Source organism: Nostoc sp. ChiSLP03a (assembly GCF_034531215.2).
Classification (GTDB): domain Bacteria; phylum Cyanobacteriota; class Cyanobacteriia; order Cyanobacteriales; family Nostocaceae; genus Nostoc.
The window spans coordinates 1-10,065 of sequence record NZ_JAVRBQ020000039.1; the positions used below are offsets into that span (position 1 = coordinate 1).

6 protein-coding genes and 2 pseudogenes are annotated in these 10,065 nt (G+C 40.7%); 7 read left to right on the forward strand and 1 reads right to left on the reverse strand.

What is annotated here, in order from left to right; all coding sequences use genetic code 11:
• Positions 1–206: 206 nt before the first annotated feature.
• The 5 genes and pseudogenes from RMY32_RS05995 to RMY32_RS06015 form a co-directional block, all read left to right on the forward strand.
• Positions 207–503, forward strand: a pseudogene (locus RMY32_RS05995) (UDP-glucose 4-epimerase GalE); the annotation flags it as partial.
• A 247-nt stretch (positions 504–750) separates the two neighbouring features.
• Complete coding sequence (uvsE, locus tag RMY32_RS06000) at positions 751–1,707, forward strand: UV DNA damage repair endonuclease UvsE (RefSeq protein WP_322713848.1); 957 nt, start codon at positions 751–753, stop codon at positions 1,705–1,707.
• A 348-nt stretch (positions 1,708–2,055) separates the two neighbouring features.
• Positions 2,056–2,433: pseudogene (locus tag RMY32_RS06005) on the forward strand (GTPase HflX); the annotation flags it as partial.
• A gap of 124 nt (positions 2,434–2,557) precedes the next feature.
• Positions 2,558–3,430: an isoaspartyl peptidase/L-asparaginase family protein gene (locus RMY32_RS06010; protein ID WP_322713850.1), complete on the forward strand. Its 873-nt coding sequence runs from the start codon at positions 2,558–2,560 to the stop codon at positions 3,428–3,430.
• A gap of 124 nt (positions 3,431–3,554) precedes the next feature.
• Positions 3,555–4,826, forward strand: coding sequence for a carbamoylphosphate synthase large subunit (locus RMY32_RS06015; RefSeq protein WP_322713851.1), 1,272 nt, complete (start codon positions 3,555–3,557; stop codon positions 4,824–4,826).
• 114 nt (positions 4,827–4,940) lie between these two features.
• Here the strand turns inward: RMY32_RS06015 and RMY32_RS06020 are convergent, their stop codons facing one another.
• Positions 4,941–6,335 (reverse strand): MFS transporter, encoded by a 1,395-nt coding sequence (locus RMY32_RS06020; protein ID WP_322713852.1) that lies wholly within the window; start codon positions 6,333–6,335, stop codon positions 4,941–4,943.
• 150 nt (positions 6,336–6,485) lie between these two features.
• Between RMY32_RS06020 and RMY32_RS06025 the strand changes: the two genes are divergently transcribed.
• Together RMY32_RS06025 and RMY32_RS06030 are read left to right on the forward strand one after the other, a co-directional pair.
• Positions 6,486–8,225, forward strand: coding sequence for a KAP family NTPase (locus tag RMY32_RS06025; RefSeq protein ID WP_322713853.1), 1,740 nt, complete (start codon positions 6,486–6,488; stop codon positions 8,223–8,225).
• 221 nt (positions 8,226–8,446) lie between these two features.
• The gene (locus RMY32_RS06030; RefSeq protein ID WP_322713854.1) at positions 8,447–9,973 is read left to right on the forward strand and encodes an NAD(P)/FAD-dependent oxidoreductase; all 1,527 of its coding nucleotides are present in this window, start codon (positions 8,447–8,449) and stop codon (positions 9,971–9,973) included.
• Positions 9,974–10,065: the final 92 nt, after the last annotated feature.

Genomic DNA, 10,065 nt, shown 5'->3' on the forward strand with positions numbered 1-10,065 from the left:
GCGATCGCCTACTTGTAGCTTGACCAGTTTTTAGCCAGTAGAGCATTTGTAATCGCTCTTTGCTACTACCTTCTGCGGCATATTTAACAGCTTTTTCCAATTCTTCTCGGCTCTGTTTAATCTCAACTTGCAATTTGAGACCCATTACACTTTTACCAAATACACCCTTGTGAATAATTTAGCGCAGCTTCATACAGAAATGGTATGACTTGGCACAAGCCCATATTTTAGGTTTAGAATATCTGCTCAAAGGTGGAGAAAGTGAAGTATTTAATCTCGGAAATGGCAGTGGTTTTTCAGTCAGAGAAGTAATAGAAATTGCTAAAGAGATAACAGGCAAAGAAATTAAAATAGAAGAACGCGATCGCAGGCCAGGCGACCCTCCTATTTTAGTTGGCAGCAGCGACAAAGCAACTAAAATATTGGGTTGGCATCCAGAGTATCCTAATCTGAACGAAATTATCGCTCATGCTTGGCAATGGCATCAACAACGACATAAGTAAAGACTATAGCAATCCGATTTGATTCGGATAATTACTCGTAGAGACTAAGGACTGGGGGCTGGGGGCTGGGGACTGGGAAGAAGGAATAAAGGTGTACTAAGTTTTTTTCACGCAATCAAATATGAGTCCTATAATTTAAAACATCCTGTAAGGATTAGAAATTCATTCTTTCGGTACTCGTAAACTAATGAAAGAACTTGTTTAAATTAAAGAATGGCTTCAAACAAGTATCAGTTAGTATTAGTTAATGAGCGCAATCGAGTTTCAAAATTTACCTAATGCACAGCAGTGCCAAAAAAGTACACAGCCCTCTTTAGGGCTAGTTTGCATCACCTCAGACAAACAAGTGCGCTTTCGGACAATTACACGCACCCGATACTTAAAACTTTCCCTTGGCGATCGCGAAAGTGCCCTGAGTGAACTGTATCGGCATAATTTACAACGCTTACATGATGCTCTCTCCTTTTGTCAGCAGAATAAAATTCAACTTTATCGGATGTCTTCTAATTTATTTCCCCTAAGTGACTTAGAAGACAAAATCGGCGCAAATATATTAGAAGCAATGAGCGCTGATTTAGCAACAATTGGCGAACGAGCAAATGCATTGAAGATCAGAATGGTGTTGCATCCAGATCAATTTGTAGTGCTAAGTTCTGATTCCCCTGAAGTAGTACAGGCAAGTATCAAAAATCTAGCAGGACATGCACGTATACTTGACTTACTGGGATTACCGCGATCGCCTTGGTCATTGATGAATATTCATGGTGGCAAATCTCAACGTCCCGAACAACTAGTAAAAGTAATTTCTGAACTACCAGAAAACATCAAAAGCCGCTTGACTCTAGAAAACGATGAATACGCCTATAGTGCTGATGAAATTTTAGCAGTATGTCAGCAAGCTGGTGTGCCGATGGTATTTGATGCCCATCACCATATTTGCCACGAAAATTTGGATAGCTACGATGATCCGAGTGTAGCATCCATGTTTTACGCAGCGCGAGAAACTTGGAAAAATCCAGATTGGCAATTAGTTCATATTTCCAATGGTGAGCAAGCTTTCAATGACCGAAAACACAGTGACTTGATTACCGATATGCCTAACGTCTACTACCAAGCACCGTGGATTGAAGTCGAAGCCAAACAAAAAGAAGAAGCTATCGCTCTTTTGCGTTCTTGGTGGCTAACGAACAATAATTGTATGTAAATCAAAGACTTCTAATCTATGTTCTCTGCACCTCTGCTGGTGTGTCTGGGTTAACCATAGTGAAACTTACACGTTTACAGTCTCATTCATTGGTTAATACCTTACTTAATTGGTCTATAAGCCATTTGATAGTAAGCTTCATTTTGAGGTAAGTATTTATAGTCAAATTGCTTATTTCTCATGGTAGATTAAATCAAAATTTAAACAAACAAAAATAATATACAGAAATAAAAATCACCTGTAAATTATTATTTTTATGCAAAAAAATTATGGCAATGTTCAGGGAATAAAAGCTAGCCAAATTAAACGACTGCAAGAGCTTTATGACCCTTTTAGCTCAAAAACTCAGGGTTTATTCACGAACTTCCACCACCACTGATGGATGCGTTTCGCACCACATTGGAGGAAGTTGTTGAGGCTGATGCGATGATTCATGTCGTGGATTTGTCCCATCCAGCTTGGGAAAGTCATATTGCAAGCGTGCTGGAAATACTTGAAGAAATGCCTGAGATTCCAGAAAAAAGTTTGATTGCTTTTAACAAGGTTGACAAAGTAGATAGCGAAACCTGGGCTAGGGTTCAACAAGATTATCCCGAAGCTGTGTTTATCTCAGCAACCCAGCACTTGGGTTTAGAGACTTTAAAAATGCGATCGCTACAACTAATTGACGAACCTGTTAAAGCGATTGCAGTCCCACAAAATTCATACTATAGCAATCTGATTTGATTTCTGAATTAATCGTAGGGACTAGGGACTGGGACTGGGGACTGGGGACTGGGAAGAAGGAATAAAGCTGTACTAAGTTTTTTTCACGCAATCAAATATGAGTCCTATAACAAGAAGAAATTATATGACACCGACTATCATTGTCCACGGTGGAGCAAAAACCATCACAGACGACAAAGTTGCAGCCAACAATGCAGGCTGTACAGCAGCAGTAGAAGCTGGTTGGGCTGTGCTAATTAGTGGGGGTACAGCCGCCGAGGCGGTTGAAGCAGCTACTCGTGTTTTGGAAGCTGACCCGACATTTAACGCCAGCCTTGGCGCAACTCTCAACAGCGACGGAGAAGTGGAGTTAGACGCGGCGATTATGGAAGGCTCTTTAAGTTGGGGAGCAGTTGCAGCAGTTCAAGGTATACGTCATCCCATCTCGGTTGCACGAAAAATTATGGATGAAAAACCCAGGCTGCTAGTAGCGCGGGGTGGAGAACGCTTCGCTATAGATTGTGGTGCCGAAATGTGTAAAAAAGAAGACTTAATAGCCGAAGAACAATGGCAACAGTGGAAGGAAGATCGGGAAGTTATTGATCGCCCCAACACCATAGGTTGTGTTGCATTGGATGCTAGCGGTGTTTTAGCTGCTGGCACTTCAACTGGCGGTACTACTAAGCAGCAACAAGGTCGCGTCGGTGACACTGCGCTTGTTGGCTGTGGCTTGTACGCTGATAATAAAATCGGCGCTTGTTCAACAACAGGTGATGGCGAGTCGATTATCCCGGTGGTTTTGGCTAAAACTGCGATCGATTTTTTGAGTGGCGATCGCCATCCAGATGAAGCCGCACAGATGGCAATTGACGCTTTGGTTTCTAAGGTTAAAGGTGAAGCTGGGTGCATCCTCATAGACCGTCAAGGACGCGTTGGCTGGGCGTATAATTCATCACACATGGCTTGTGCTTATATGACCGCAGGACAAGACAAGGTGGCTGCCTTTACTAAGAAATAACTCATACCAATTCGGAATTCGGAATTCGTAATTTTTTTGAAATTGATGTTACTCATAAAATAAGGATACTTGTTTGCTATCAACAACCGCATTCATCGAGGGATGTGGTTTATCGGAGGGCTAAATGAACTCAAAATATAATTTTCAATACTTTCAAGGAAATTCTCTTTCTGACTTGTTTGCTCTTGATATCACAGATGCATCTTATGGGTTTATTTTAAATTACCCTGCAACTGCCAGTTGGGCTGCTTATCCTAACCGAAAAAAATATTTTATTCAAGATGGCAGTAGTGAAGCCACCAAAACCTCCTTCGACAAGATTTGTCAGAAGGAACCGTGGAAAAATCTAGCTGTATTAGGCGATCGCATTCCTGGAATTGTGATTAATCCGCCGCCAAAGTCGCTGCTTGCATACTGGCAAGAGCATTTCGGCTTCAGCAACTTCAATCCATCGATGATGGATTGCTCAACTTATTTGGATGACCTCAGTCAGAGCGAACATTTTGACAAACTCATCACTTTATTTCCTTTCGATTGTTTAAAACCTGAAAAACACGCTGTTGATTCAGACACCCATTACCGCTTACTCAGCAAAGTAACTTTAGCCGAATTGGGGGTGCAATGTCCAAAATACGAAAGCTACAATTTACATGAAGTCAATCTCGAAGACATTCATTTACCACAATTTCCCTACTTAATTAAAACGTCCCACGGACTCTCAGGAGAAGGCACTTATATTATCAAAAGCCTCAGCGATCTAAACTACTGTTTTGAAGAAATCAGAAAATATCTTGATATTAAGTCGCTCGATAGAATTATTGTCTCGGAGTTCGTCAAGAATGAGGTGCAGAATTACTGCGTACAGTTTTATGTCAACAAAACGGGAGAGATAACCCTCATCGGCACTACCAGACAACTCGTCACTCCAGAAGGTAATTATTTAGGCGGACTAATTGACTACCGCAACACTGACACGAGCAAGTTCTTTGAGATGATTGCCGCCATTGGTCAGTATGCTTACAAACATGGTTATTTCGGCGTGATTGGGTTTGATGTGCTAGAAGATCGAAACGGACAATTTTATGCGATCGATGCCAATTTCCGAGTCAATGGATCGACTCCGTTGTGCTTACAGCGTCACACCCTATTAGGACTGGGAAAGGAAGTTGCTAAATATTCTAGTAGCTACCGCATGGAAGGAACGTTGGATTCAATTTTAGTAACTTTAAAACCAGAACTAGACCGCAAAGACTTAATTATCCTGTCGGCTTTAGAGAAGGTCAAATACGGAAAAATCTACACCGAAATTTATGCGATCGTGACTGGAGAAACTATCCAGGAAATGCAGCATATCGAGCATAAATTACAGGAAAAGGGATTACAATGGCTCCCTTAAACACCGCCACTGTTGATATCTGGCATTATCAAGTTTCATCGATCGTAGAAATTTGGGAGTAGTTTTAAACTATAGTTTGCTGGGATGTTGTTGAAATACATAATTGAAAACTTATTATTCCACTTCTATCAGATCGGTTGATTGCTTGATTGGGAATAAGAATCGCATTAGCTGGCCTAGTGGTATAGAGCGTTGCTCCTGAACAAAAACTAAGGGTACAAGTGCAGCCATGCGTAGTAAGCCTGAGAGAACAAACAACCCCAGCAAACCCGCAACACCGGACAGAGTTGCTAGAAAGCTACCGACAGTAATACCCATTGCTCCAGTGATACCAGCAATTGCCGCTGCGATCGCAAAATAACTCGACTGATGACCCAACGGTGCTATTCCCATCATCAAATTGTTGGTACACAAATCAATTGCTGCCCACGTTGCACCAGCTAGTATGTGTAACAAGGGTAGCCAGATCCAAAAAGAAATGCGATCGCTTCCAACCAAAAGCCATAGCAGAGGTGTCACCGCCACCAAGATTCCCACTAATAGTAGTAGTGGGCGATTCCCAATTCGGTCGGCCAGTTTACCCCACAAAAGCAGCATTAGCATATTCGCACCAGTTCCTAAGCCGTGATAAATCGTTACTACACTAATATCTATATCCAGGTTATCCAGCATATAGAGGTTAAAGAAAGGATTGCTGATGTTAACAGCAAAGCACCAGATGCTCAGGTAAAGCACAAACTTCAAAAAATTAGCATCTTTAAACAAGCTCAAATCTATTCCTTGGGTCTGCGGCTGTGATGTGTCTGAATCCCCAACTTTTAAAAGCTGCGGGTTTATATCAGTCATCCAGAACTGACAGCCGACACTGATTAGCCCTAATATGATTCCTACAACCAAGACAGTGCTATAACCTTGAAGGGTTCCACCAGGCCAAGCTGATACCGCTAAACCTAGCAGAGGTACACCAACAAGGTTAGTCAAGCCGAGAATACTATTGCGAAAGCCGAAATATCGCCCCCGCAACCGTTGAGGTACTAACACAGCTGACCACCCAAGCCAAGGCGCACGACCGAAAGCTTCGATGATATTAGCTACTAAGAGAATTGCCAATGTCAACTGTACTACTTGGTATCCAGTAATACGAGATGAAGTAACCAACCAAATCGCTGGTAGAAGAATCAACCATAGCAGCCGCGACGGGATGAAAATACACATAAAATACCAACGGAAGCTGGTACTTCGATTTACCAAATACGCTCCTAGTGGTTGGAGCAGATTCACCATCTGAGGGATAGCGGCGAGTAGACCAATTTCGGCTGCCCCAGCACCTAACTCTAGCAAGAAATTACTGAGCAACGCGCCGCCGATGATACTATAAAGAACCGCAGCAAAGACACTTTCAAAAGTTAACGCCTTGAGACTTTGGCGAATTTCTGGCTTAGAAATTTTTAGAAACAGTTTTGGAGTTGGGAAAAGTACTGTCTCTGTTATTAATTTCAGCGATGCCAAATAAGTAATCTAAAACCAATTGCATAAGTCTTGAGGAAATTCTTTCACTGAAAATTTCTATCTTAAGGTATCATTGCTCATGCTACTGAATGTGTCACGATGAGCTACGCCCCGATAGAGGCGATCGCAACATGAATCAAAAACTCTTTTATGGCACAGACAGAAATCAACGATATATCGGTAGATAGCTCCTTAGTCGATCCTGAAAAAGACCTGCTAGGAAATGCGAACTTTGCCAAGTATCTAGCAGACAGCATTTGTAAAATGAGCTTTCCTGAAGGTTTCGTTATTGCAGTTTACGGTTCTTGGAACTCTGGCAAATCTACATTATTAAACTTTGTAGTTCACTATCTTCAGCAAAAACCAGAGGAGGAGAAACCAATCATCGTTCCTTTTAATCCTTGGTTATTCTCTGGACACGAAAATATCACAAGGCGCTTTTTTGACCAATTAAAAAACGTTTTAAGCAAAGAGTCATCTGTGCCAAAAGGTTTGAGAGAGAGAGTAGCTGATTTTGCCGCCGTTATTTCAGACATTCCTCTACCTTATGCTCAAACTGGCAAGGCATTAGCAGCATTATTGGACGATAAGGACAAGGAAGCTGGCGAATTAAAAGAAGAAGTAGAAGATACGTTAGTACAGCAGCAACGGCGAATAGTCGTAACAATTGACGATATCGATCGATTGGCTGCGGAAGATATCAAGCAGTTATTTCGTATTTTTAAAGCAATGCGAAATTTTACTAATCTTGTCTATCTTCTGGTTTTTGATAAAGAAATTGTAATGAGAAAAATTGCAGATACTAAAGAAATATCTGAAGAAGCATACTTAGAAAAAATTATTCAAGTTAGTTTTGAGTTACCTATTGCTGATAAAACCTCACTTCGCAAGCTGCTTTTTGCAAAGCTCGATAATATATTTGCGGAAACTCCAAAACAACAAATAAACCAAAGTCGCTGGGGTGATATTTACTTTCAAGGAATAGAACACTTTATTACTAACATCCGCGATATTACTCGTTTTATTAATACTTTAACGGTGACGTATCCAGCAGTAAAAGATGAAGTAAATCCTGTTGATTTCCTTGCCATTGAGTCTTTGCGAGTCTTTTGTCCAAAAATTTATAGTATAATCCATCAAAATCCTCATATTTTTGTAGGAGAGATAAACCTTTCAATAGACGAACTCAAGAATCTTCTGAATACCTGGATTGCTCAACTGCGAGATGAAGACAAGCAGCCTATTAAAAACCTGCTAATGCACCTTTTTCCTAAATTAAAATTCATTTTGGGTAATACTTCTCTAGATGAAAAGCAATTGGAATGGCGCGAACAGCTACGTGTGTGTAGTTTAGAAATATTTCCTATTTACTTTCGTCTGTCGTTATCAGCAAGTAAATTGTCTAATATTCAGATAAAAATTATCCTTGGTTTGGTTGAAAATAGAGAGAAGTTTAGAAATTCTTTGATAGAACTTACTAAACAAAAGCTTCCAAACGGCACAACGCAAGCCAGGGTGTTTATAGAACAGCTAGAAAATTCCACTGGAGAAATTCCTGTGAATTACATCCCTTCAGTTGTAGAAGCTTTGTTTGATGTCAGCGAGCAATTATTATCTCAAGATGATGAATCTCATAGCATTCTTGCTTTTAGCAATGAAGTTATTATTAGTCGTTGTATCTCTCAACTCTTGCGTCAAATTAATGAAACATCACGGTTTGAGTTGCTAAAAAAAGTAATTATCCAAGGGAAAGCATTACCAATAATTAATCATGAAATTGCAATACTAAAAGAGCAACAAAGTCAATATGGTACAGATAAATCTAACTATGAAGAGAAATGGCTTGTGAACGCACAGCACCTCAAGGAACTAGAAGAAATGACTACATGAATATAAGTAAAAACTGCTACCAACTATAAATAATATAAAATCTAGATTTATTTATAGTGTTTCTTGGTTGCGTACAATAAAGTGAGTTAAAAATAAATTTACTTCTTGGCGATCAAAACACTACTACTAGATATATAAATATTCTATAACCCACGAAAGATTTAGATATCTTCAGCACTTTCTAATATCAGGGAATATACTTTAATCCCCCCATTGCACTCATGGAATCATATGACGTTGTAATTATTGGCGCTGGTCATAATGGCTTAGTTTGTGCTGGCTACCTACTAAAAGCTGGTTACAGCGTTCTGTTATTGGAAGGGCGATCGCTCCCCGGCGGCGGTTCTACAACTGAAGAACTTATGCCTGATGAAGCACCTGGTTTTAAATTTAGTCCTTGCGCCATTAACCATCTGTTTATTTTCTTAGGGCCAGTCATCCAAGAGTTGGAACTGCACAAGTACGGTTTGGAATATCTTAGCTGCGATCCAGTTGCCTTTTGCCCCCATCCAGATCGGAAGTACTTCTTAGCTCACAAATCGGTGGAAAAGACTTGTGCAGAAATTGCCCGTTACAGTCAGCGTGATGCTGAAAAATACGCTGAATATGCCGATTTTTGGCAGCGCTTTATCACAGGGATTGCTCCTTTCTTCAATGTACCACCTAAATCAATTGTTGATATTGCTGGTAATTACAATCTCAATAGTCTGCAAGACTTATTTTCCCTTCTAGGTGGCTCTAACACAACCCTTGATTTACTGCGTACCTTACTCAGCAGTGCCACAGATAATATTAACGAATACTTCGATTCTGAGTTTGTCAAAGCACCTCTGGCTAGACTCTCAGCCGAACTAAGTTCCCCTCCTTCACAAAAAGCTATGTCCTTTGGGGCGATAATGATGATGTTACGTCATAATCCTGGTATGGCAAGACCGCGTGGTGGTAGTGGTGGACTTGTGGAAGCTTTGGTGAAAATGGTAAAAAGTGAAGGTGGTACGATTCTCACCGACCAAAAGGTAGAAAAAGTATTGGTAGATAATGGTAAAGCAGTTGGTGTGCGGGTTGCTAGTGGCAAAGAATATCGTGCGAATAAAGGTGTAATTTCAAGTATTGATGCCAAGCGCTTATTCTTGCAACTAATAGATAGTAGCGATGTCGATAATAGCGATGCCTACGGCGGCAAGCTACGCAACTTGCGCGAAAGGTTAGATCGCCGCATCGTCAACAACAATGAAACCATCCTCAAAATCGATTGTGCTTTATCTGAACCGTTGTGCTTTGTCCACCACAATCATCAAGATAATTATCTGATGGGTTCTATTCTGATTGCTGATTCCGTCAATCATGTAGAACAAGCTCATAGTCTGATTACTCTGGGTAAAATTCCTGATGAAGACCCATCGATGTATGTGGTAATGCCTACCGGACTCGATCCATCGATGGCACCAGAAGGCAAGCATACATTATGGATAGAGTTTTTTGCACCTTATCAAATTGCTGGTGCAGACGGTACAGGTTTAAAAGGTACGGGTTGGACGGATGAACTGAAAAATAAAGTTGCAGACAAAGTGATTAATAAACTGGCGCAATATTCGCCCAATTTGCAACATTCAATCATCGCCCGTCATGTGGAAAGTCCGGCTGAGTTGGGAGAACGGTTAGGGACTTACAAAGGTAATTATTACCACATCGATATGACCTTATACCAAATTAATATGAAGCTGCATAGAATAGAGCTTCCAAGATAAAGTTATAAGAAGAGACAGAAATTACCTGCTCAAATGTGAGTTGGTCGAAGATTTCTTGGATGCGCTCGCGTAAAGCTTGTAAAGAAGAGAAA